Raw genomic sequence first — 21572 nt, forward strand, 5'->3', positions numbered from 1 at the left:
GCTGAGCGGCGGCGGGGTATTGATTTGAATCAAGGTCAGCGTGGCACTTTTGCGTAGGTGGTGTGCACTAATAACCATGACACCCAAGGAGCCGCCATGAACCAAGACGCCCTGCAGAACAAAGCCCTGGCAGTACTTCTGACACTGGTGACCATCGCCTTCGTGTGGATCCTGCTGCCGTACTACGGCGCGATCTTCTGGGCGGTGATTCTCAGCATCCTGTTCGCGCCGTTGCAGCGTCATTTGCTGATTCGCTTTGGCCGCCGCCGCAACCTGGCGGCGGGCTGCACCGTGCTGGTATGCCTGCTGGTGGCGGTGCTGCCGGTGATCGTCACCAGTGCCTTGCTGGTGCAAGAAGGCGCCGCGCTGTACCAGCGCATCGAGAGCGGGCAGCTGGACATCGCCGGCTACGTCGAGCACGGCAAGGACATGCTCCCGGCCTTCGCCCAGCACGGCCTGGATCGCATGGGCGTGGGCAACCTGGACGGCCTGCGCGACAAGATCACCAAGTGGGCTACCCAGGGCAGCCAGGTGCTGGCCAGCCAGGCGTTCAACTTTGGCCAGGGCACCTTCGAGTTCCTGGTGAGCTTCGGCATCATGATGTACCTGCTGTTCTTCTTCCTGCGCGAGGGGGCCGACGTGGCGCGCCGGGTGCGCCTTGCCGTGCCGCTGCCGGAACACCAGAAGCGCCGGCTGCAACTGAAGTTCAACCGGGTGGTACGGGCCACGGTCAAGGGCAATGTGCTGGTGGCCATCACCCAGGGCGCGCTGGGTGGCTTCATCTTCTGGGTGCTGGATATTCCCAGTGCGCTGGTCTGGGCGGTGCTGATGGCGTTTCTGTCGCTGTTGCCGGCGGTGGGGGCGGGGATTGTCTGGGCGCCGGTGGCCGCGTATTTCCTGCTTACCGGGGCGATTTTGCCGGGAGTGATCCTGACGGCGTTCGGGGTACTGGTGATCGGCCTGGTGGACAACCTGCTGCGGCCGATCCTGGTGGGCAAGGACACGCGGATGCCCGATTACCTGATCCTGGTGTCCACCCTTGGCGGCTTGGCGGTATTCGGGCTCAATGGCTTCGTGATCGGGCCATTGATCGCGGCGTTGTTCGTCTCCAGTTGGGCAATCTTCGCCGCGACGAAACCTCAGGTGCAGTTACCGTCCTGAGGCGTTCAGTCAACGGAAGCTGTACGAAACCCCGGCGTAGACGCCAAAGCCTTCGCCCGGTGTCGAGCGGGCCACGTCCTGCCCGGCATCGTCGTACCCCGGCGTCACGGTTGCCGCGTAGCGCTGGTTGGTCAGGTTGCGCAGGTCCAGCCAGGTCTGCCAGTCCTGCTTCGGCGAATCCCAGCCCAGGCGCGCACCGAGCAGGGCATAGGCGTCGGCGTGGTAGCTGTTGGCGTAGTCGACCTGCACCTTCGACGCCATCTGCGTGTTGACCCCGGCGTAGAACCCGCTCGGCCAGTCGTAGCGCAGCTCGGCCTGGTAGTAATGCATGGGGATGCCGGGCAGGCGGTTGTCGCCGAACTTGTCGTCATCGCGGTAGTGGAAGTCGCTGAAGGTGTAGGCCTGGCGCAGGCTCAGCTTGCCAGTGCCGGGTTGCGCCCAGAGGATGCTGTCCAGCCCGGCCTCGACGCCTTGGTGCACGGTAGGGCTGGCGTTGAATTCCTTGAACGGCAAGCCTTGCACGACTTCCACGTTGAGCAGTTCGTGACGTACCTGCGAGTAGTACCAGGCCAGGTCCCAATGCCCCAGCGCCGAGTCACCGCGGGCGCCCAGTTCCAGGGTGGTGGCGGTCTGGTTCTGCATCTTCATCGGCTGGTTGTTGACCGGCGCGCTCCACACCAGCGACCACGGGTGCGGTGGCTCCACCGAGCGGCTGAGGTTGCCGTAAACCTGAAGGTCCGGGCGAATGTCGTAGCGCAGGCCCACACGAGGCGCATAGTCCCAATCATGCTGGCTGACCTTGCCACCACTGGCCGGGTAAGTGACATCGCTTTCCCGACGGGTGTAGATCATCGCCAGGCCCGTGGTCAGCCACAGGTTCGGGACCAGTTCCAGGTCATTACCGGCATGCAACACCGTGTCCGAGCCCTGGTAGCTGAAGTCGCGTGTGCGGGCGCCGACCACATCGTTGACCCGCGAGAACTGCGAGGCGCCACTGTTGGGCAGATGCTTGGTGGTGCGCCAGCCAAGGGTGGTCTTGCTTTCGTGACCGAACAGGGTGTCACGGCGGAAGTAGTTCAGCGTGCCGCTGACATCGGTGTAGGCCACCTTGAGGCGCATCGGGCCTTCGCGCAGGTCCATCGGGTAGTCGTGATAGACAAGCCCCGTCTCCAGCCGCGAATCGTCATCGAGGAAGAAGGTGGTCTTGTTGCCCACCCAGGTGCTGCCGGGTTGCGGGCGGCTGTCGTTGCGCGACAGGTAGCTTGGGTTGGCGGCGCGTGGATCGTGCTTGATCTGCTCCTTGGTCAAACGCCCGGCCAGCTCGTTTTCGGTTTCCCGATAACGCAGGTAGAAGCGCGTTTCCAGGTTCGGGTTGAAGCGGTAGCCGACATTGGCGGCGATGCCTTTCGAGCTGCCGCTGCTGTGTTCCTGATAGCCGTCGTACTCCGAGTCGGTCAGGGCCACGTAGTAATCGAGGTTGCCCAGCACCTGCCCGGAGCTGATCTGCCGGTGCTGGTAGCCGCGGCTGCCGGCCTCGTAGCGCACCTGCAGCGGCGCGGCATCGTAGCCGGTGTGGGTCACGTAGTTGATGGCCCCGCCCAGGGCCAGCGAGCCTTGATCGAAGCCGTTGGCCCCGCGCAGCACTTCGGCACGGCTCAGCCACAGGGGTTCGAACAGCTCGTAAGGCGTACCCCCCGGGCCGGTCAGAGGCAGGCCGTCGAACATCGTGTAGACCCCGGAGCCATGGGCACCCGGCGCACGGTTGATGCCCGAGCCGCGGATCGACAGCTTGATGCCATCGTTACCCGCCGACTGCGCGAACACGCCGGGCTGGTAGGCCAGCACATCCTGGTTGCTGGCAACACGGCCTTGCCCGACAGTTTGCATGTCCACCAGGTTGGTGGCACCCGGTACTGCTCGCAGGCGTTCGCGGGCATCGTCCAGTTCGCTTTGCTCCTCGTCGTTGATCAGTACCTGGCCCAATTCGACGGCAGGCGCTGCCGTGGCGTGCTGGCTGACGGTGAATAGGGCCAGCAGACCAAGGTAAGACGAGAGGGGTAAAACGGGACGCATCGTACAACTCCAGGCGATAGGCGGACGGGCAACGGCGTTGTGACGCGCGAAAAGCCGATCGAAGCACGGCGATAAGAAATTTTCCTGTGTAGCTCGTGTTGGACGGATGTGTAAGACGGTTCTTTACAAGTTGCATCGCTGGAGCAGGCAAGGCCGGCGTCCGTAAGGTGGCCCCATAGGCGGCAGCACTCCGCGCTGCCCAATCTGGCGACTACTTGGGGAACTCAGTGATGGACACCAACCTGCGACGGACACCTGAAAGCCATGCCGATGCGCCGATTCACCTGACACCACGTGAACAGCAAGTGCTGTTGTGGTGCGCCTACGGCAAGACTTCATGGGAGATCGGTCAGATCCTGCAGTGCAAAGAGTCGACGGTGAACTTTCACGTCTCCAACCTGCTGCGCAAGTTCGATGTTCCCACGCGCGTCGCAGCCGTCATCAAAGCTATCCGCTACGGCATGCTGGCCGAGTAGTGAGGAACGACATGCGTGCAGAACACTTAACCCCGCAATCTCCAACCGAGCCTTCGTTCAATGCTTCACGGTTTCCTGATTGTCACGATCCCTTTTGGCCACGCATCGAACTGAGCGTGCTACGTGAACACCTGCAGCTTGGCGAGGCGGTCAGTGAGGCGCGCCTTGCCTTGGCCGCGCGCTGCGCCGCCATCGATGCCGCCAGGGAATTCGCAAGCTGGCGTAGCGCGTTGCGTCGTCGCGGTTACCGGCGCCTTGAAGAGGTGGCCGGGCATGCCAGCGGCAGGGCGCTGTCAGTCTGCTATCGGTACTTCATTGCGGCTGCGGTAAGGCGTGGCCTGCATGCCGGGCCGACAGCCGGCGGAGGAACTGCACATGGATGAGCCCTACCTGATGGAGGCCGCTATCGCTGCTTTCTACGAATTGCTGGATACCGAGGGCAGGGCGTTGTTCGGTGCGCTTTTGGGGGCCTTGCTGGTAAGCGCCGCCCGGGATCGGTTCATCATCGTTTCGCGCAAGCGCCTGTCTGCCCGCAAGCAGGTGTTGCTGGTGTTCCTGACCCTGGGGGTCGGTTACTTGTTCGAGCCGCTGTTGCACGCGATGGCGCCAATGCTGTCCCGTGGCATGGCCGCGTTCGCCGCTGCGGTAGTGGTTATCCCGATTACCTTGAAGGTGCTGGTCTGGCTGGACTCGGTAGACCTGCGCGAGCTCATCCAGCGCTGGCGCCGCCGAGGCTGATCTTACTGTGTCGCAGGCGAGCGCTTTGTCAGCTCCTGCAATTGCCGCTCGAGCTGACGGATACGCTGCTTGTCTTCGATGTACAGCAGCACCGACTGGCGGTCTGAATGGGAAAGCTCGCGTAGCCGGTCGAGCATGTCGCTCTGCCAGTTGTCCTGGCTTTCCGGCGCACGGCTGTCATCGCGCTCACCCAGAAGCAGCCAGTCCAGCGAGCAGCTGTGCTGTCGGGCAAGGTCTATGCAAAGTGAGTATGGAATGCTGTCGCGTACTTTCCAGCTGCTCAGGGTCTGCGGGCTGACTGCCAAAGCCCTTGCCAGCTGAACGTCGGTATTCGAGCCGGTCAGTAGCTTGAGGCGTGCCAGCACCGATGCAAACAAGTGGCTACTCATAACAAATATCCATGACTGGTTTAACAACATTCCTTGGGCTTAGAATACTCGTTATGAATATTTTCAATCCGATTTGAGGAGATATCTTGGCATGAGAAGTAATATGATGAAAAAACTTTCTAGAATCGTAGTCAATGCTCGGGCCAATGGCGGGCTTTTCCTACAGCGTGATGGTTCAAGCAGCACGCGCAGGTACATTGCGTGAGTACCTACAAGCTTGTCTGCCCCCACTGCAACAGCCGTATGCGCATTCGGACCAGTGAAGGTCGGCATATCTTCCTGCGCGTAGCCTACTTGCAATGTATCAATGAGGCCTGCGGCTGGTCGGTGAGGGCGGAGTTTGAAATGACCCACGAACTTTCGCCCAGTGGCATGCCCAACCCAGAAGTGCACTTGCCTTCGGCCAGCAAGGAACTGCGCAAGTCTGCTGCCCTGGCGCGCAATGAAAGCTCGCCGGGTGGCCCAGGGCTGGGAAAGCCCACCGAGGCGGCCACCAAACGCAGATAAAAAAACACCCCGCATGTGCGGGGTGTTTGTTTTTCAGCTGTGATCAGCCAAGCAGTTGCAGGCCTGCGTGCTGGACCATTTCCAGCAGTGGCTGCGGGTACACACCCAGGACGAAGGCGAGAATGGCGATGGCCAGCAGCATCACGCCGCCGGTGCGCTGTTCCCACTTCAGCGGGGCGTCGTGGCGACGCAGGTTCGGCTCGACCAGGTACAGGGTGACCATGACGCGCAGGTAGTAGTACACACCGATGGCGCTACCGATCACCAGGGCACCGACCAGCCACCACAGCTGCGACTCGACGCCGGTGGCGATGATGTAGAACTTGCCGATGAAGCCGGCGGTCAGCGGGATACCCGCCAGCGACAGCATCATCACGGTCAGCACGGCGGTCAGGTACGGGCGGCGCCAGAACAGGCCGCGGTACTCGTACAGCGCGTCGGCGTCGCGGCCGCCGTAAGGCGAGGACATCAGGGTGATGACACCGAAGGCGCCGAGGCTGGTGATCACGTAGGTGACCAGGTACACGCCCATGGCTTCCAGGGCCAGGCCCTTGCTGGCGACCAGGGCGATGACCAGGTAGCCGAAGTGGGCGATGGACGAGTAACCGAGCAGGCGCTTGAGGTTGCTCTGGGTCAGCGCCAGCAGGTTACCGATCAGGATCGACGCCACGGCGATCACGGCCAGGACGGTGCTCAGCACGCCGCTGCTGGCAGCAGGGGAGAGCATGAACAGGCGCACCACCACGGCGAACACGGCAACCTTGCTGGCGGTGGCCAGGAACGCGGCGACCGGCGCCGGGGCGCCTTCGTACACGTCCGGGGTCCACAGGTGGAACGGTACCAGCGACAGCTTGAAGGCCAGGCCGACCAGCATCATGCCCAGGCCCAGCTGGGCCAGCAGGCTTGGCATGCTGGTGGCGGCCAGGGCCTTGCCCAGCTGGTCGAAGGTCAGGCTGCCAGCGTCGGCGTACAGCAGGGCCATGCCGAACAGCAGGAAGGCGGAGCCGGCGGCCGACAGCACCATGTACTTGATGCCGGCTTCCAGCGAACGCTTGTTGAAGAAGGCATACGCCACCAGGCCATAGACCGGTACCGACAGCAGCTCCAGGCCGATGAACAGGCCGGCCAGGTGGTTGGCGCTGACCAGCACCAGGCCACCAAGGGCAGACATCAGCAGCAGCAGGTACAGCTCTTCACGGTTGCCCGGGAAACCCTTGGAGCCTTCGCCGAGGTAGGCGTGGGCGAGGGTGACGCAGGCCAGCGTGGCGACCAGGATGATCGCCATGTACAGGCAGGCGAACTTGTCGATGGTGACCAGCGAGGTCACCGCCAACGGCGCGACCTTCAGCGCCGGCAGGATCGACAGCAGGGCCAGGTTCAGGCCCACGGTGGACAGCAGGAAGGTCTGCGAGTGGTTGCGCTTCCAGGCGATCGCCAGCATCACCACCACCGTGGTGATGGTGGTGATCAGCATCGGCGCCAATGCGATGAAGTGTTGAGTGGTGAATTCCATAGCGCTCTTACCGGGCCGAAGCGAGTTGAGTGAAAGCGGAACCGAGCCACTGCTGCACACCACTCATGGTGGCGGCAGAGGTGTCGAGGAACGGCTGTGGATACACGCCCAGCAGGATCAGCAGCCCGGCAAGGCCGAGGACCATGATCAGCTCGCGACCGTCCATGCCGGCCAGCACGGTGTCGGCCTTGGCCGGGCCGAAGTAGGCGCGGTGGATCATGATCAGCGAGTACACCGAACCGAACACCAGGCCGGTGGTGGCGATCACGGTGATCCACGGTACATGCACGAAGCTGCCGATCAGGATCAGGAACTCGCCGACGAAGTTGCCGGTACCTGGCAGGCCCAGCGACGCCGCGGCGAAGAACAGGCTGATGGCTGGCAGGTAGGCGATGCGGTGCCACAGGCCGCCCATTTGACGCATGTCACGGGTATGCAGGCGCTCGTACAGCTGACCGGACAGGATGAACAGCGCGGCAGCCGACAGGCCGTGGGCCAGCATCTGGATCACCGCGCCTTGCAGGGCCTGCTGGCTGCCGGAGTAGATACCGATCAGCACGAAGCCCATGTGCGAGACGCTGGAGAAGGCGATCAGGCGCTTGATGTCGGTCTGCGCGAAGGCCAGGAAGGCACCGTAGAAGATACCGATCAGGCCCAGGGTCATGGCGATCGGCGCAAACTCAGCCGAGGCGTTCGGGAACAGCGGCAGGGCAAAGCGCAGCAGGCCGTAGGCCGCAGTCTTCAGCAAGATACCGGCCAGGTCCACGGAACCTGCGGTCGGTGCCTGGGCGTGAGCGTCAGGCAGCCAGGAGTGGAACGGTACCACCGGCAGCTTCACCGCGAAGGCGATGAAGAAGCCCAGCATCAGCAGGTACTCGGTACCGGCTGGCAGCTGTGCCTTGAGCAGGTCGCTGTAGTTGAAGGTGATGACGCCAGTGTTGCTGTAGTTGACCAGTACCAGGCCCAGGATCGCCACCAGCATGATCAGGCCGCTGGCCTGGGTGAAGATGAAGAACTTGGTCGCCGCGTAGATCCGGGTCTTCTTGCCGTCTGCCGAGCTGTGACCCCAGAGCGCGATGAGGAAGTACATCGGCACCAGCATCATTTCCCAGAAGAAGAAGAACAGGAACAGGTCCAGGGCCAGGAACACACCGACCACGCCGCCGAGGATCCACATCAGGTTGAGGTGGAAGAAGCCGACGTGGCGCTGGATCTCTTTCCAGGAGCACAGCACCGACAGCACACCGAGCAGGCCGGTGAGCAGGATCATCAGCAGCGACAGGCCGTCGAGGGCCAGGTGGATGCTGATGCCGAAGCGCTGGATCCACTGGACTTTGTATTCCACCGCCCAGTGGGGTTCGGCGCCCGGGGCAGGGGCCAGGGTGTAGTCGCCGTGGGCCCACAGCCAGAGGCCGATGCCGAGCAGCAGGGACATGGTCAGCAGCGCGATCCAGCGCGGCAGGGTGGCGCCGAAGCGCTCACCCAGCCAGCACAGCAGGCCGCCGATGAAGGGGATCAGGATCAGCCAAGGCAAAATCATGACGGGTTGGTTTCCTTTCGCAGAGTCGCAAGGTTCGCAAAGTTCATGGTCATACCGCTGCCACTACTACAGCGCCGAGTACCAGCACTGCGCCAACGGCGATCGAAGCGGTGTACCAGCGCAGCTGGCCGGTCTCGGTCTTGCTCATGGCGACGTTGCCGCCGCGAGCCAGGCGAGGGATCAGGCCGATGCTGCGGTCAACCGGATCCTTGCGCAGGACGTGGCTGATCAGCAGGTAAGGTTTGACGAACAGCTTGTCGTAGATCCAGTCGAAGCCCCAGGCGGCGAACCACCAGGCCGACAGCACACGACCGATGCCGCTGTTGGCGACCGCGCTGACGAAGCTGCGCTTGCCGAGGAACAGCAGGGCCGACAGCAGGATGCCGGCGATGGCGATGGCACCCGAGGTGATCTCCAGCGCGTGCTTGGCTTCGCCACCGGCATGGCCGGCGCTCTCAGGCAGCACACCGGCCAGTGGCGGGGTGATCCAGGCGCCGACGAAGGTCGACAGCACGATCAGCACGCCCAGCGGCAGCCAATGGCTGATGCCGTGGCCAGCGTGGGCTTCGGTCTTGGCTTCGCCGTGGAAGGCGATGAAGATCAGGCGGAAGGTGTACAGCGAGGTCATGAACGCGCCGACCAGGCCGGCGTACAGCAGGCCGGTGTTGCCGCTGGCGAAGGCTTCCCAGAGGATCTCGTCCTTGGAGTAGAAGCCCACGGTCACGATCGGCAGGGCAGCCAAGGCAGCACCACCGACCACGAAGCTGGCGTAGGCCAGTGGCAGTTTCTTCCACAGGCCGCCCATCTTGAAGATGTTCTGCTCGTGGTGGCAGGCAACGATCACCGCACCGGAGGCAAGGAACAGCAGGGCCTTGAAGAAGGCGTGGGTCATCAGGTGGAAGATCGCCGCGTCCCAGGCGCCAACGCCCAGGGCCAGGAACATGTAGCCGATCTGGCTCATGGTCGAGTAGGCGAGGATACGCTTGATGTCGGTCTGTACCAGCGCGGCGAAGCCGGCCAGTACCAGGGTCACGCCACCCACCACACCCACCAGGTGCAGGATGTCCGGCGCCAGCAGGAACAGGCCGTTGGTACGGGCGATCAGGTACACGCCCGCGGTCACCATGGTTGCCGCGTGGATCAACGCCGAAACCGGGGTCGGGCCTGCCATCGCGTCGGCCAGCCAGGTCTGCAGCGGCAGCTGGGCCGACTTACCGACCGCGCCACCCAGCAGCATCAGGGTTGCCAGGACCATCCAGGTGTCGCCAGCCTGGAACTTCTGCGGTGCCAGCACCAGCAGTTCCTGCACGTTCAGGGTACCCAGCTGGGCGAACAGGATGAACAGGCCGATGGCCATGAACACGTCGCCAATGCGGGTGACGATGAACGCCTTGAGTGCCGCGTTACCGTTGTTGCGGTTGCTGTAGTAGAAACCGATCAACAGGTACGAGCACAGGCCCACGCCTTCCCAGCCGAAGTAGATGAACAGCAGGTTATCGCCGAGGATCAGGAACAGCATGCTGGCGATGAACAGGTTGGTGTACGAGAAGAAGCGCGAGTAACCGGCTTCGCCACGCATGTACCAGGAGGCGAACAGGTGGATCAGGAAGCCCACACCAGTGACCACGCCCAGCATGGTGACCGACAGGCCGTCCACATACAGGGTGAAGTTCGGCGCAAAGCCATCCACCGACATCCACTGCCACAGCAGCTGGCTGTACGCGCCGCCCTCAGGCGGGGCGACGTTGAATTGCCAGATGACGTAGGCGGCCACGGCGGCCGAGAGGCCGACCGAACCGACGCCGATCAGCGCGGACAGGTTCTCCGAGAACCGACCACGCGAGAACGACAGCAGCAGGAAGCCGATCAGGGGGAAGACGAAAGTCAGGAAGATAAGGTTCATCCGCGCATCTCACTGGCAGCATCGATGTCGAGAGTGTGGAAGCGGCGATACAGCTGCAGCAGGATTGCCAGGCCAATGCTGGCCTCGGCGGCTGCCAGGCTGATCACCAGAATGAACATCACCTGGCCGTCGGGCTGGACCCAACGGGCACCGGCGACGATGAACGCCAGGGCAGAGGCGTTCATCATGACTTCCAGGCTCATGAGCACGAAGAGGATGTTGCGGCGGACCATCAGGCCAACCAGACCTAAGCAGAACAGGATGCCGGCGACTGCCAGACCATGCTCGAGAGGGATAGCACCCATGATTTACTCCTTCGCCTCGTTGCGGCCCAGGTGGAAGGCGGTGACCGCTGCAGCGAGCAGCAGCATCGACGCCAGTTCGACCACCAGCAGGTACGGGCCGAACAGGCTGATACCCACTTCCTTAGGGCTGACGGTGGTACCGCTGATGGCCGCGCCGCTCGGCGAGACGAACAGCACGTACAGCAGCTCCAGCAGCAGCAGGGCGGCCAGGATCACCGGCCCTGCCCAGATGCCGGGCTTGAGCCAGCCCCGCTCCTGGGCGACCGAGGCCGGCCCGAGGTTGAGCATCATTACCACGAACACGAACAGCACCATGATGGCGCCGGCGTAGGCGATCACTTCCAGGGCGCCGGCGAACGGCGCACCCAGGGCGAAGAAGATCATCGCGACGGAAATCAGCGAGATGATCAGGTACAGCAAGGCGTGCACGGGGTTGGTGCCGGTCACCACCCGAAGGGTGGAGACCACGGCGATCCCGGATGCGAAGTAGAAAGCGAATTCCATCTTTCTGTCCTTATGGGAGCAAGCTCTTCACGTTGATCGGCTCGGCTTCGTTCTGTGCAGAGCCCTTCGGCTTGCCAGCGATCGCCATACCCGCAACACGGTAGAAGTTGTAGTCAGGGTTCTTGCCGGGGCCGGAGATCAGCAGATCTTCTTTCTCGTACACCAGGTCCTGACGCTTGAACTCGGCCATTTCGAAATCCGGAGTCAGCTGGATCGCGGTGGTCGGGCACGCTTCTTCACACAGGCCACAGAAGATGCAGCGCGAGAAGTTGATGCGGAAGAACTCCGGGTACCAACGGCCGTCCTCGGTCTCGGCCTTCTGCAGCGAAATGCAGCCGACCGGGCAGGCCACCGCGCAGAGGTTGCACGCTACGCAGCGCTCCTCGCCGTCGGGGTCGCGGGTGAGGACGATGCGGCCGCGGTAGCGCGGCGGCAGGTACACAGGTTCTTCGGGGTACTGCAGGGTGTCGCGCTTGCGGAACCCGTGGGAGAACACCATTGCCAGGCTGCGCAGCTGGGTGCCGGTGCCCTTAACGATGTCGCCGATATACTTGAACATGGGTCAAATCCTCACTGGGCCGCGACGGCTGGCGTGTTGTAGAGCACGATCGCAGCGGTCACCAGCAAATTGATCAGGGTCAGCGGCAGGCAGAACTTCCAGCTGAAGTCCATCACCTGGTCATAGCGTGGGCGCGGGATCGAGGCGCGCAGCAGGATGAACAGCATGATGAAGAACGCGGTCTTCAGAGCGAACCACAGGAACGACAGTTGCGGCAGGATGCCGAACGGGCCGTGCCAGCCGCCGAAGAACAGGGTCACCAGCAGCGCCGAGATGAGGATGATGCCGATGTACTCACCGACGAAGAACATGCCCCATTTCATGCCGGCATACTCGATGTGGTAGCCGTCGGCCAGTTCCTGTTCCGCTTCCGGCTGGTCGAACGGGTGACGGTGAGTCACGGCGACGCCAGCGATGAAGAAGGTGCAGAAGCCGAAGAACTGCGGAATGATGAACCACAGGTTCTGTGCCTGGTACTCAACGATATCGCGCATGTTGAACGAACCCACCTGCACCACCACGCCCATCAGCGCCAGGCCCAGGAACACTTCGTACGACACGGTCTGTGCCGAGGCACGCAAGCTGCCCAGCAGGGCGTACTTGTTGTTCGACGACCAGCCGGCGAACAGCACCGCGTAGACCGACAGGCCGGCCATGGCGAAGAAGAACAGCAGGCCGATGTTCAGGTCGGCGACGCCCCACAGCGGGGTGATCGGGATCACGCAGAAGGCGATCAGCAGGGCACTCATGGCCACGACCGGCGCCAGGGTGAAGATCATGCGATCGACGAAGGGCGGGTTCCAGTCTTCCTTGAAGAACATCTTCAGCATGTCGGCAGCGATCTGGAACATACCGAACGGGCCGACGCGGTTCGGACCGTAACGGTCCTGCCACCAGCCCAGCAGGCGCCGCTCGACGAAGCTGAGCAGCGCGCCGCAGACCACCACCGCGAGCAGGACCACGACGGCCCGGACCACGGTGAGGATCACATCGATCACTTCGGGGGTGAACCAGCTCATTGTGCTGCCTCCTGCAGACCTTCGACGGATGCACCGAAGATGGCAGGCGGGATGCCGGCCAGGCCTTTGGGCAGGGCAACCAGGCCAGCGCCCAGTTCTTCATTGATGCGCAGCGGCAGGCGCAGGGCCACACCGGCAACGTTCAGGCTCAGCAGGGCGCCGTCGTTGACACCCAGGCGGTCGGCTTCGGACTTGGCCAGGCCGACGTAGGCGACCGGGATGCGCTCCTGCACCGGGGCGGCGCGCGAGGAGCTCTCTTCGCTGCCGAACAGGTGGAAGAACGGTACCGCCGTCCAGGTGCCACGGGCCGGGTTGAAGGCGCCCGGGATGGCGTTGAACCAGTTCAGGCGATCGCCTTGCGATTCGATCAGGCGCACGCCCGGGTCACCGGCACGCAGGTGGCCACCGACCTCGTCCTGGAACTTGTTCCAGGCTTGCGGCGAGTTCCAGCCCGGCGACCAGGCGAACGGCACCTGCTGGCGCGGTTCGGCCGACCCCGAGTAGCCTTCCATGGAGAAGGCGAACGCGGTGTCCTTGTCCTGCGGGGTACGTGGCTCGTGCACGCTGATGTTGGCGCGCATGGCGGTGCGGCCGGAGTAGCGCAGCGGCTCACGGGCCAGCTTCATGCCTTTGATGCGGAACGCGGCGCTAGGCGCGGCGTTGACGATGCCGGCCAGTTGCGGGGCGGCTTCGGCGCAGGCGCTGGTGACGTGGTCCAGCTGGGTCCAGTCGACCGGCTTGTTGAGCAGGGTGGCACGCAGGGCGTGCATCCAGCGCCAGCCTTCGTGAACCAGAATGCTGCTGTCCAGGTACTGCGGGTCGAACACCTGGAAGAAGCGCTGGGCGCGGCCTTCCTGGCTGACCAGGGTACCGTCGCCTTCGGCGAAGGAAGCGGCCGGCAGCACCAGGTGGGCGCGGTCGACAGTGGCGGTCTTGGAGTGGTCGGCGACAATCACCACCTTGGCTGCGGCCAGGGCAGCATCGACCTTTGCGGCCGGTACGCGGGCGTACAGGTCGTTTTCCAGCACGACGATGGCGTCGGCCTTGCCGCTGATGACGGCGTCCAGTGCGGCATCCACCGACTCGCCACCCAGCATGGCCAGGCCGAGGCTGTTGGCCTCAGGCACCACCAGGCTCAGCGAACCGTTCTTCTCGCGCAGCTTCAGGGCCTTGGCGATGTTGGCGGCGGCTTCGATCAGCGCCGGGTCGGCCAGCGAAGTACCGGCGATCACCAGTGGGCGCTTGGCGGCGACCAGGGCGTCGGCGATGCGTTGGGCCAGGGCCTTGGCTTCAGCGTCCAGGCCTTCTACGGCCGGCGCGCTTGGGTCGATGGCGTTGGCTACGGCGAAACCGATGCGGGCGAGGTCCGCCGGGGCAGCGTGCACGCATTCTTCAGCCACGTCGTCCAGCTTGGTTTCAGCCAGCGAAGCGATGAACAGCGGGTACAGCGCGTGCTGGCCGATGTTCTTCACGGCGGCGTCGAGCCACGGTTGCACCTTCATGGCTTCAGCCATGGCCTCGGCCTTGCCCTTGGTGGACTGGCGTACGGCCAGGGCAACACGGGCAGCGGTCTGGGTCAGGTCTTCTCCGAGCACGAACACGGCGTCGTGGTCTTCGATGTCGCGCAGGGTCGGCACTGGCAGCGGGCTGTTGTTCAGCACGTTCAGGGCCAGGCGCACGCGGGCCAGTTCGCCAGCTTCCATACCGGAGTAGAAGTAGTCGGCGCCGACCAGCTCACGCAGGCCGTAGTTGCTTTCGAGGCTGGCACGTGGCGAGCCGATACCGACGATGGTGCGGCCGCGCAGCAGGTCGGCGGCCTTGTCCAGGGCGGCGTCCAGGCCCAGCTTGGTGCCGTCGGCCAGGTGTGGCTGGCGTGGGCGGTCCTTGCGGTTGACGTAGCCGTAGCCGAAGCGGCCGCGGTCGCACAGGAAGTACTGGTTGACCGAACCGTTGAAGCGGTTCTCGACCCGACGCAGTTCGCCATAGCGCTCGCCCGGGCTGATGTTGCAGCCGCTGGAGCAACCGTGGCAGATGCTCGGGGCGAACTGCATGTCCCACTTGCGGTTGTAGCGCTCAGAGTGGGTCTTGTCGGTGAACACGCCGGTCGGGCAGACCTCGGTCAGGTTGCCGGAGAACTCGCTTTCCAGCACGCCGTCTTCGACGCGACCGAAGTACACGTTGTCGTGGGCGCCATAGACGCCCAGGTCGGTACCACCGGCATAGTCCTTGTAGTAGCGCACGCAGCGGTAGCAGGCGATGCAGCGGTTCATCTCATGGGCGATGAACGGGCCGAGGTCCTGGTTCTGGTGGGTACGCTTGGTGAAACGGTAGCGGCGCTCGTTGTGGCCGGTCATTACCGTCATGTCCTGCAGGTGGCAGTGACCGCCTTCCTCGCACACCGGGCAGTCGTGCGGGTGGTTGGTCATCAGCCATTCGACGACGCTGGCGCGGAACGCCTTGGACTCGTCATCGTCGATGGAAATCCAGGTGCCGTCGGAGGCAGGGGTCATGCAGGACATGACGATACGACCACGGGTGTCGTTCTCGTCGGTGTACTGTTTGACCGCACATTGCCGGCAGGCGCCGACGCTACCGAGCGCCGGGTGCCAGCAGAAATAAGGGATGTCGAGGCCGAGTGACAGACACGCCTGTAACAGGTTGTCTGCACCGTTGACTTCGAGCGCTTTGCCGTCTACGTGGATAGTGGCCATTGTTCAAAGTTCTTCGTTGGCCCGCGTGAGCGGGCGTGGCTAATGGAAATCGGTGAGCTTGCGACACGCCACGATCGACTCGGGCCTGCCGGCAAGCTGGCGAGTGGCACGGACCACCCGCCTAATCATCTTGTTATGCGCCGACCACGATCGGCTTCGCCAGGTTCGGACGCAAAGTGCCAGCGCTTTCAGGCGCAACACCGGCCTCGAACTCCGAGCGGAAGTACTTGATGGCACTGCCCAGCGGCTCGACGGCACCCGGTGCGTGAGCACAGAAGGTACGGCCTGGGCCGAGGAAGTTGACCAGCCCCAGCAGCGTCTCGATGTCTTCGGCGCGGCCCTGGCCTTTCTCCAGTGCGCGCAGCATCTTCACGCTCCACGGCAGGCCGTCACGGCATGGGGTGCACCAGCCGCACGACTCACGGGCAAAGAACTCTTCCATGTTGCGCAGCAGCGAGACCATGTTGACGCTGTCGTCGACCGCCATGGCCAAACCGGTACCCATACGGGTGCCGACCTTGGCGATGCCACCGGCGTACATCTGCGCGTCGAGGTGCTCGGGCAGCAGGAAGCCGGTACCGGCGCCGCCTGGCTGCCAGCACTTGAGCTTGAAGCCGTCGCGCATGCCACCGGCGTAGTCTTCGAACAGCTCGCGGGCGGTGACGCCGAACGGCAGTTCCCACAGGCCCGGGTTCTTCACCTTGCCGGAGAAGCCCATCAGCTTGGTGCCATGGTCTTCGCTGCCTTCACGGGCCAGCGACTTGTACCAGTCGTTGCCATTGGCGACGATGGCCGGGACGTTGCACAGGGTTTCGACGTTGTTCACGCAAGTCGGCTTGCCCCACACGCCAACGGCGGCAGGGAAGGGCGGCTTGGAGCGCGGGTTGGCGCGGCGGCCTTCCAGCGAGTTGATCAGTGCGGTTTCTTCACCGCAGATGTAGCGGCCGGCACCGGTGTGCACGAACAGCTCGAAATCAAAACCGCTGCCCAGGATGTTCTTGCCCAGCAGGCCGGCGGCCTTGGCTTCGTCGATGGCGCGGTTGAGGTTCTTCGCCGCGGTGGTGTATTCGCCACGCAGGAAGATGTAGCCACGGTAGGCCTTCAGGGCGCGGGCGCTGATCAGCATGCCCTCGACCAGCAGATGGGGCTGTTGCTCCATCAGCATGCGGTCCTTCCAGGTGTTCGGCTCCATTTCGTCCGCGTTGCACAGCAGGTAGCGGATGTTCATGGATTCGTCTTTGGGCATCAGGCCCCACTTCACGCCAGTGGGGAAGCCCGCGCCGCCACGGCCCTTGAGGCCGGAGTCCTTGACGCTCTGCACGATGTCGTCGGCGGACATCTGCGCCAGCGCCTTGCGGGCAGCGGCGTAGCCGTTTTTCGACTCGTACTCGGCCAGCCAGACCGGCTCGCCGTCATCACGCAGGCGCCAGGTCAGCGGGTGGGTTTCGGCCGTGCGCGCGATGCGGTTGGCCGGGCCGAAGGAAGTAATGGTCATACGTAACCCTCCAGCAGTTTGGAAACACCAGCCGGCTGCACGTCACCGAAGGTGTCGTCGTCGATCATCAGCGCCGGGGCCTTGTCGCAGTTGCCCAGGCAGCACACCGGCAGCAGGGTGAAACGCCCGTCCGCAGTGGTCTGGCCGAGGCCGATGCCCAGCTCGCTCTGGATTTGGCTGACCACCGATTCGTGGCCGCCGATGTAGCAGACCATGCTGTCGCACACGCGGATGATGTGGCGGCCAACAGGCTGGCGGAAGATCTGGCTGTAGAAGGTGGCGACACCCTCGACGTCGCTGGCCGGGATGCCCAGCACTTCGCCGATGGCGTGGATGGCGCCGTCCGGCACCCAGCCACGTTCCTTCTGGACGATCTTCAAGGCTTCGATGGACGCCGCGCGCGGGTCCTCGTAGTGATGCATTTCGTGCTCGATGGCCGAGCGCTCGGTTTCGCTCAGGGCGAAACGGTCTGTCTGGATAAGCGTGCTGTTCATGCTTAGCGGTCCACGTCAGCCATAACGAAGTCGATACTGCCCAGGTACGCAATGAGGTCGGCGACCATGCTGCCTTTGATCACCGAAGGGATCTGCTGCAGGTGCGGGTAGCTCGGGGTACGGATCCGGGTGCGGTAGCTCATGGTGCCGCCATCGCTCGTCAGGTAGTAACTGTTGATGCCCTTGGTCGCCTCGATCATCTGGAACGACTCGTTGGCCGGCATGACCGGCCCCCACGAGACTTGCAGGAAGTGCGTAATCAGGGTTTCGATGTGCTGCAGGGTGCGCTCTTTCGGCGGCGGCGTGGTCAGCGGGTGATCCGCCTTGTACGGGCCTTCCGGCATGTTGCGCAGGCACTGGTCGATGATGCGGATACTCTGGCGCATCTCTTCGACACGGACCATGCAGCGATCGTAGGCATCGCCGTTGTGGGCCAGTGGTACTTCGAACTCGAAGTTCTCGTAGCCGGAGTACGGGCGCGCTTTACGCAGGTCGAAGTCGCAACCGGTGGCACGCAGGCCGGCACCGGTGGTACCCCACTCCAGGGCTTCCTTGGTGTTGTACGCGGCAACACCGATGGTACGGCCCTTGAGGATGCTGTTCTGCAGGGCGGCCTTGGTGTACTCGTCGAGGCGCTTGGGCAGCCATTCGACGAAGTCCTTGACCAGCTTGTCCCAGCCGCGCGGCAGGTCGTGGGCGACGCCACCGATGCGGTACCAGGCCGGGTGCAGGCGGAAACCGGTGATCGCTTCGATCACGGTGTAGGCGCGCTGGCGGTCGGTGAAGGTGAAGAACACCGGGGTCATGGCGCCGACGTCCTGGATGTAGGTACCCAGGAACAGCAGGTGGCTGGTGATACGGAAGAACTCGGCCAGCATGATGCGAATCACGTCGACCTTCTGCGGCACCTGGATGCCGGCCAGCTTCTCGACCGCGAGCACGTACGGCAGGTTGTTCATCACCCCGCCGAGGTAATCGATACGGTCGGTGTAGGGGATGAAGCTGTGCCAGGACTGGCGTTCGGCCATTTTCTCGGCACCACGGTGGTGGTAGCCGATGTCCGGCACGCAGTCGACGATCTCTTCACCGTCCAGCTGCAGGACGATACGGAAGGCACCGTGGGCCGAAGGGTGGTTCGGGCCGAGGTTGAGGAACATGTAGTCCTCGTTGGCGCCCTGACGCTTCATGCCCCAGGCTTCCGGGTTGAAGCGCGCCGATTCCTCTTCAAGCTGCTGCTTGGCCAGGGTCAGGCTGTAGGGGTCGAACTCGGTGGCACGGGCAGGGTAGTCCTTGCGCAGCGGGTGACCTTCCCAGGTCGGCGGCATCATGATGCGGCTCAGGTGCGGGTGGCCGGCAAAGTCGATGCCGAACATGTCCCAGACTTCGCGCTCGTACCAGTTGGCGTTTGGCCAGATACCGGTCACGGTCGGCAGGTTCAGGTCGCCTTCGCTGAGCGACACCTTGATCATCACATCGCTGTTACGTTCAACCGACAGCAAGTGGTAGAAGACGCTGAAGTCGGCAGCTGGCAGGCCGCGGCGCTGGGTGCGCAGGCGCTCGTCGACGCCGTGCAGGTCGTACAGCATGCTGTACGGCTTGGCCACGCCGCGCAGGAAGCTGAGCACTTCCTTGAGCTGGGCGCGCTTGACCCACAGCACGGGCATGCCGGTGCGGGTTTCCTGGGCGACGAATGCGTCGGCGCCAAAACGGTTGTGCAGTTCGACGACCACATCCTGGTCGTCAGCCTTGTAGGGCGGAATGAAAATAGCGTTGTCCGCTGTCATGGTCTCGGTCGCTTTGGGTCAGCGTTAAGAATGAAGCCAGGCCGCCGGCTCCATCGGGAGCGGGCGGCAGGTCGCTGGATCAGACTTCGTCGGGGCTGCGCAGGTTGGTTACCGCAATGCGCTGTTCACGACGCAGGTCTTTCTGGGCTGGCATCTCGGCACGGTAGATGCCTTGATCACCAACCACCCAGGAAAGCGGGCGTCGTTCTTGGCCGATCGACTCCTGCAGCAGCATCAAGCCTTGCAGGAAAGCCTCAGGGCGTGGCGGGCAGCCAGGCACGTAGACGTCCACGGGGAGGAACTTGTCGACCCCCTGAACGACCGAGTAGATGTCGTACATGCCACCGGAGTTGGCGCACGAACCCATGGAGATGACCCACTTCGGCTCGAGCATCTGCTCGTACAGGCGCTGGATGATCGGCGCCATTTTGACGAAGCAGGTACCGGCGATGACCATGAAGTCGGCCTGACGCGGCGATGCCCGGATGACTTCGGCGCCAAAGCGGGCGATGTCGTGGGGCGCCGTGAAGGCCGTGGTCATTTCCACGTAGCAGCAGGACAGGCCGAAGTTATACGGCCAGAGGGAGTTCTTGCGACCCCAGTTGACCGCGCCACGCATCACATCTTCAAGCTTGCCCATGAAGATGTTCTTGTGGACCTGGTCTTCGAGCAGCTGGTCGGTGACGGTTTCCCGATCACCTACCGGGTATTGCTCGTTGGGCGCATCCGGATCGATTCTGGTGAGATTGTATTGCATTGCCAAAGCCTCATTGTTTCAGCTTCGCTTGCCGCTTGCGGCGACCTTCGGGTGCCCAGTCAAGAGCTCCGACGCGCCATAGGTAGACAAGACCAGCCAACAGAATTGCTATGAAAACGAGTGCTTCGACGAATCCGGTCCAGCCACTTTCGCGGACGGACACAGACCATGCATACAGGAAGAGGGCTTCGATATCGAAGATCACGAACAGCATCGCGACCAGATAGAATTTGGCGGACAGGCGCAGGCGGGCGCTGCCGACGGGCAGCATGCCGGATTCGAAGGGTTCGTTCTTGGCGCGGCCCCAGGCCTTGCTACCGAGCAGGCTGGAGAGACCGAGCATGAAGGCACACAGGCCGACGACACCCAGAAGGAAGATGGCAAAGCCCCAGTTGTGGGCGATGAGTCCTGCCGAATCGGACATGCTAGAGATCCTTATACAGAGACCCAGCTCTGCAGTCTGAAATAAGTAGAGCGGCGACGTGGTGTCGCAGGTGCAGTGACCAAATGTCGCAGCTGAATCAATCGGGCTGATTTTATGGGTAAACCCGATGCAAGTAAAATTTCCGTTGCAAATTTATTCGTAGGATTTAGAACAAAACTCGCTCCTAACTGGCTGAAAGCCTTGAGATTCGGGCATTGCATGCGGTTTTGTTAATTATGTTTCTTGCGACTGGTAACGAATTACAAACTTCGTAATGATAATTAATATCATTTGAGCTGAACCCATCTAATTGGGCTGTTCTGCACCTTGTAAAGTTCATCTGCAGATTCCCCCTACTTGTAAATGCGAAAGACTCCTGTTCTAGCAGCTTCCGATGCCGCGCGCACCGCTCTGGGTCAATACTTTATCGGTTGAGCCATGACGGACTGACGATGCGATGGCCCACTGGCCGAGCCAGTAGGCGAGGATGATCAGGTAAGGCGCGGCAGCGAATGGGCTGACGAAGCGATCGATGCCGATCAGGCTGTCGGAGAACACGAACAGGCAGGCGCCCAATGCGGCAACACCACCGCAGGCCAGCGAGCGCCAGAGCATGGCGCTGATGGCCAGGGCGTAGACCGCGACCGGGGCCAGCAGCGGGCCAAGGCCGTGGCTGGCCAGCACGCCAAAGAGGGTTATGCCGGTGATGGCGCTCAACAGCAGTGCGGGCAGGGCGGGGCGCAGGTTCTTGCCTAAATAGGCGCGCAGGTAGGCCAGATGGGCGCAGAGGAATGCGACAAGGCCGAACACGAACAGGTCAGCAGGGATGGCCAGGAGGATGTCGCCCAGTACCGAGAACGCCAGGCCGATGGTGATCCAGCGGCGATAGGGTGAGGCGGGGGCGGTGTAAAGCCAGGCAATCAGTGCCAAAACTGGAATGGGCTTGGCCAACAGGCCGAGCAGCGCGTTGTCGCTGGCCACTGCATATAGATAGAGGGCGGCGGCGGCCAGGGCGAGCATCATCAGGTGGCTTGGACGGGGCATGGGCGGTCCTTGCTGCTGGGCTGCCACAAGCATAGCCCTGATCCTGGGAATTGCTTCAGCCTGAACCGGCCCTTTCGCGGGCACGCCCGCTCCCACAGGATAACCACAGCCTTCGAACTGTGCGCAGTTCCTGTGGGAGCGGGCGTGCCCGCGAAAGGGCCAGTACAGGAAAAAGA

At 63.1% G+C, this 21572-nt stretch carries 21 protein-coding genes; 5 read left to right on the forward strand and 16 right to left on the reverse strand.

The features are described from left to right. Positions 1 to 96: 96 nt before the first annotated feature. A complete protein-coding gene (locus tag N430_RS11265; RefSeq protein ID WP_110639135.1) occupies positions 97 to 1161 on the forward strand; it encodes an AI-2E family transporter in 1065 nt (354 codons plus the stop codon). 9 nt (positions 1162 to 1170) lie between these two features. On the opposite strand, the gene N430_RS11270 is transcribed toward N430_RS11265, so the two are convergent. Further along, positions 1171 to 3234 (reverse strand): TonB-dependent receptor domain-containing protein, encoded by a 2064-nt coding sequence (locus N430_RS11270; protein WP_110639134.1) that lies wholly within the window; start codon positions 3232 to 3234, stop codon positions 1171 to 1173. A gap of 230 nt (positions 3235 to 3464) precedes the next feature. Here N430_RS11270 and N430_RS11275 point away from each other — a divergent pair, with 230 nt between their 5' ends. From N430_RS11275 to N430_RS11285, 3 genes are read left to right on the forward strand one after another with little or no spacing between them, the layout of a single operon-like run. Then, positions 3465 to 3710: a helix-turn-helix domain-containing protein gene (locus N430_RS11275; RefSeq protein ID WP_110639133.1), complete on the forward strand. Its 246-nt coding sequence runs from the start codon at positions 3465 to 3467 to the stop codon at positions 3708 to 3710. Between the two features lie 11 nt (positions 3711 to 3721). Then, positions 3722 to 4093: a head completion/stabilization protein gene (locus tag N430_RS11280; protein ID WP_110639132.1), complete on the forward strand. Its 372-nt coding sequence runs from the start codon at positions 3722 to 3724 to the stop codon at positions 4091 to 4093. Continuing rightward, entirely contained in the window at positions 4086 to 4448 is a 363-nt protein-coding gene (locus N430_RS11285) for a hypothetical protein (RefSeq protein ID WP_110639131.1), read from the forward strand. The genes N430_RS11280 and N430_RS11285 overlap by 8 nt, the downstream gene beginning before the upstream one ends. 2 nt (positions 4449 to 4450) lie before the next feature. Here the strand turns inward: N430_RS11285 and N430_RS11290 are convergent, their stop codons facing one another. Beyond that, positions 4451 to 4837, reverse strand: coding sequence for a helix-turn-helix domain-containing protein (locus N430_RS11290; protein WP_110639130.1), 387 nt, complete (start codon positions 4835 to 4837; stop codon positions 4451 to 4453). A 201-nt stretch (positions 4838 to 5038) separates the two neighbouring features. Between N430_RS11290 and N430_RS11295 the strand changes: the two genes are divergently transcribed. Then, on the forward strand, positions 5039 to 5344 hold the full coding sequence (locus N430_RS11295; protein ID WP_110639129.1) for an ogr/Delta-like zinc finger family protein: 306 nt from the start codon (positions 5039 to 5041) through the stop codon (positions 5342 to 5344). Between the two features lie 43 nt (positions 5345 to 5387). Here the strand turns inward: N430_RS11295 and nuoN are convergent, their stop codons facing one another. The 14 genes from nuoN to N430_RS11365 form a co-directional block, all read right to left on the reverse strand. Continuing rightward, complete coding sequence (gene nuoN, locus N430_RS11300) at positions 5388 to 6857, reverse strand: NADH-quinone oxidoreductase subunit NuoN (protein ID WP_103446704.1); 1470 nt, start codon at positions 6855 to 6857, stop codon at positions 5388 to 5390. A 7-nt stretch (positions 6858 to 6864) separates the two neighbouring features. Then, on the reverse strand, positions 6865 to 8397 hold the full coding sequence (gene nuoM / locus N430_RS11305; RefSeq protein ID WP_103446705.1) for an NADH-quinone oxidoreductase subunit M: 1533 nt from the start codon (positions 8395 to 8397) through the stop codon (positions 6865 to 6867). Between the two features lie 49 nt (positions 8398 to 8446). After that, positions 8447 to 10300 (reverse strand): NADH-quinone oxidoreductase subunit L, encoded by a 1854-nt coding sequence (gene nuoL, locus N430_RS11310; protein ID WP_060513526.1) that lies wholly within the window; start codon positions 10298 to 10300, stop codon positions 8447 to 8449. Further along, entirely contained in the window at positions 10297 to 10605 is a 309-nt protein-coding gene (nuoK, locus tag N430_RS11315; protein WP_008096201.1) for an NADH-quinone oxidoreductase subunit NuoK, read from the reverse strand. The genes nuoL and nuoK overlap by 4 nt, the downstream gene beginning before the upstream one ends. A gap of 3 nt (positions 10606 to 10608) precedes the next feature. After that, entirely contained in the window at positions 10609 to 11109 is a 501-nt protein-coding gene (gene nuoJ, locus N430_RS11320) for an NADH-quinone oxidoreductase subunit J (RefSeq protein ID WP_027920603.1), read from the reverse strand. 10 nt (positions 11110 to 11119) lie between these two features. Continuing rightward, positions 11120 to 11668, reverse strand: coding sequence for an NADH-quinone oxidoreductase subunit NuoI (gene nuoI, locus N430_RS11325; protein WP_003251442.1), 549 nt, complete (start codon positions 11666 to 11668; stop codon positions 11120 to 11122). Between the two features lie 11 nt (positions 11669 to 11679). Continuing rightward, positions 11680 to 12687, reverse strand: coding sequence for an NADH-quinone oxidoreductase subunit NuoH (nuoH, locus tag N430_RS11330; RefSeq protein ID WP_027920602.1), 1008 nt, complete (start codon positions 12685 to 12687; stop codon positions 11680 to 11682). After that, the gene (gene nuoG / locus N430_RS11335; RefSeq protein WP_110639128.1) at positions 12684 to 15398 is read right to left on the reverse strand and encodes an NADH-quinone oxidoreductase subunit NuoG; all 2715 of its coding nucleotides are present in this window, start codon (positions 15396 to 15398) and stop codon (positions 12684 to 12686) included. Before nuoG ends, nuoH begins: the two co-directional genes overlap by 4 nt. Before the next feature lie 133 nt (positions 15399 to 15531). Next, entirely contained in the window at positions 15532 to 16893 is a 1362-nt protein-coding gene (gene nuoF / locus N430_RS11340) for an NADH-quinone oxidoreductase subunit NuoF (protein WP_110639127.1), read from the reverse strand. After that, entirely contained in the window at positions 16890 to 17387 is a 498-nt protein-coding gene (gene nuoE, locus N430_RS11345; protein ID WP_003251433.1) for an NADH-quinone oxidoreductase subunit NuoE, read from the reverse strand. Before nuoE ends, nuoF begins: the two co-directional genes overlap by 4 nt. A 2-nt stretch (positions 17388 to 17389) precedes the next feature. Next, positions 17390 to 19171: an NADH-quinone oxidoreductase subunit C/D gene (nuoC, locus tag N430_RS11350; RefSeq protein WP_027920599.1), complete on the reverse strand. Its 1782-nt coding sequence runs from the start codon at positions 19169 to 19171 to the stop codon at positions 17390 to 17392. Between the two features lie 79 nt (positions 19172 to 19250). After that, entirely contained in the window at positions 19251 to 19928 is a 678-nt protein-coding gene (locus N430_RS11355; RefSeq protein WP_027920598.1) for an NADH-quinone oxidoreductase subunit B family protein, read from the reverse strand. 10 nt (positions 19929 to 19938) lie between these two features. After that, complete coding sequence (locus N430_RS11360; RefSeq protein WP_011534614.1) at positions 19939 to 20352, reverse strand: NADH-quinone oxidoreductase subunit A; 414 nt, start codon at positions 20350 to 20352, stop codon at positions 19939 to 19941. A gap of 381 nt (positions 20353 to 20733) precedes the next feature. After that, positions 20734 to 21396, reverse strand: coding sequence for a lysoplasmalogenase (locus N430_RS11365; RefSeq protein WP_110639126.1), 663 nt, complete (start codon positions 21394 to 21396; stop codon positions 20734 to 20736). Positions 21397 to 21572: the final 176 nt, after the last annotated feature.

Source organism: Pseudomonas sp. CC120222-01a (assembly GCF_003097235.1).
GTDB lineage: Bacteria > Pseudomonadota > Gammaproteobacteria > Pseudomonadales > Pseudomonadaceae > Aquipseudomonas.

Excerpts from the sequence above, each read along its gene's own strand:
- N430_RS11265 (WP_110639135.1), top strand. The coding sequence starts at position 97 with ATGAACCAAGACGCCCTGCAGAACAAAGCCCTGGCAGTACTTCTGACA.
- N430_RS11270 (WP_110639134.1), bottom strand. The coding sequence starts at position 3,234 with ATGCGTCCCGTTTTACCCCTCTCGTCTTACCTTGGTCTGCTGGCCCTA.
- N430_RS11275 (WP_110639133.1), top strand. The coding sequence starts at position 3,465 with ATGGACACCAACCTGCGACGGACACCTGAAAGCCATGCCGATGCGCCG.
- N430_RS11280 (WP_110639132.1), top strand. The coding sequence starts at position 3,722 with ATGCGTGCAGAACACTTAACCCCGCAATCTCCAACCGAGCCTTCGTTC.
- N430_RS11285 (WP_110639131.1), top strand. The coding sequence starts at position 4,086 with ATGGATGAGCCCTACCTGATGGAGGCCGCTATCGCTGCTTTCTACGAA.
- N430_RS11290 (WP_110639130.1), bottom strand. The coding sequence starts at position 4,837 with ATGAGTAGCCACTTGTTTGCATCGGTGCTGGCACGCCTCAAGCTACTG.
- nuoN (WP_103446704.1), bottom strand. The coding sequence starts at position 6,857 with ATGGAATTCACCACTCAACACTTCATCGCATTGGCGCCGATGCTGATC.
- nuoM (WP_103446705.1), bottom strand. The coding sequence starts at position 8,397 with ATGATTTTGCCTTGGCTGATCCTGATCCCCTTCATCGGCGGCCTGCTG.
- nuoL (WP_060513526.1), bottom strand. The coding sequence starts at position 10,300 with ATGAACCTTATCTTCCTGACTTTCGTCTTCCCCCTGATCGGCTTCCTG.
- nuoK (WP_008096201.1), bottom strand. The coding sequence starts at position 10,605 with ATGGGTGCTATCCCTCTCGAGCATGGTCTGGCAGTCGCCGGCATCCTG.
- nuoJ (WP_027920603.1), bottom strand. The coding sequence starts at position 11,109 with ATGGAATTCGCTTTCTACTTCGCATCCGGGATCGCCGTGGTCTCCACC.
- nuoI (WP_003251442.1), bottom strand. The coding sequence starts at position 11,668 with ATGTTCAAGTATATCGGCGACATCGTTAAGGGCACCGGCACCCAGCTG.
- nuoH (WP_027920602.1), bottom strand. The coding sequence starts at position 12,687 with ATGAGCTGGTTCACCCCCGAAGTGATCGATGTGATCCTCACCGTGGTC.
- nuoG (WP_110639128.1), bottom strand. The coding sequence starts at position 15,398 with ATGGCCACTATCCACGTAGACGGCAAAGCGCTCGAAGTCAACGGTGCA.
- nuoF (WP_110639127.1), bottom strand. The coding sequence starts at position 16,893 with ATGACCATTACTTCCTTCGGCCCGGCCAACCGCATCGCGCGCACGGCC.
- nuoE (WP_003251433.1), bottom strand. The coding sequence starts at position 17,387 with ATGAACAGCACGCTTATCCAGACAGACCGTTTCGCCCTGAGCGAAACC.
- nuoC (WP_027920599.1), bottom strand. The coding sequence starts at position 19,171 with ATGACAGCGGACAACGCTATTTTCATTCCGCCCTACAAGGCTGACGAC.
- N430_RS11355 (WP_027920598.1), bottom strand. The coding sequence starts at position 19,928 with ATGCAATACAATCTCACCAGAATCGATCCGGATGCGCCCAACGAGCAA.
- N430_RS11360 (WP_011534614.1), bottom strand. The coding sequence starts at position 20,352 with ATGTCCGATTCGGCAGGACTCATCGCCCACAACTGGGGCTTTGCCATC.
- N430_RS11365 (WP_110639126.1), bottom strand. The coding sequence starts at position 21,396 with ATGCCCCGTCCAAGCCACCTGATGATGCTCGCCCTGGCCGCCGCCGCC.